Consider the following 785-nt stretch of genomic DNA (forward strand, 5'->3'; position numbering starts at 1 on the left):
CTGCATCCGGCCTATTCCACGCTTCAGGCGATGGCGGAAAGCAACCGCTGCCTGTATTGCTATGACGCGCCATGCGTGACCGCATGCCCGACATCAATCGATATTCCATCCTTCATTCGGAAAATCAGCACCGGCAACCCGGACGGGGCGGCAAAGACCATTTTGTCGGCCAACATCATGGGCGGCACCTGTGCGCGGGCTTGCCCGACCGAAGTGCTGTGCGAAGAGGCCTGCGTTCGTAACGTCGCCGAAGATACCGCCGTTGAGATCGGCAGCCTGCAACGATACGCGGTTGATCATCTGATGGCGCGCGATTTGCCCCATCCGTTCAAACGTGCGCCAAAAACCGGCAAGACCATTGCCGTTGTCGGTGCCGGCCCGGCGGGCCTTTCATGCGCGCACCGTGCGGCGATGCTGGGCCACGACGTTGTCGTGTTCGAAGCCAAGCCGAAACCGGGCGGGCTTAATGAATATGGTCTGGCTGCTTATAAGATGACCAACGATTTCGCCCAGCGCGAAGTTGAATTCCTTCTGGGCATTGGCGGGATTGAAATCGAATATAACAAGGTGCTTGGCAAGGACATCAACGTTGCCGACCTCAAGGCAAAATACGACGCCGTCTTCGTTGGTGTCGGCCTTGGTTCGACCAATGATCTTGGCCTTAAGGGCGAAGATTTCCCGGGCGTTGATGATGCAATCAATTTCATCGAAAAACTGCGTCAGACCGAACCGAAATCCGACATGCCGGTTGGCAACAACGTGATCGTCATCGGCGGTGGCAACAC

The 785-nt window shown here is 56.9% G+C and carries 1 protein-coding gene; it reads left to right on the forward strand.

Annotated features, from left to right (window positions below):
• Positions 1-785 (forward strand): FAD-dependent oxidoreductase (locus tag B2T33_RS09465; RefSeq protein ID WP_286791791.1); only part of this gene is annotated, 785 nt, incomplete at both ends.

Source organism: Thalassospira sp. UBA4513 (assembly GCF_002388495.1).
GTDB lineage: Bacteria > Pseudomonadota > Alphaproteobacteria > Rhodospirillales > Thalassospiraceae > Thalassospira > Thalassospira tepidiphila.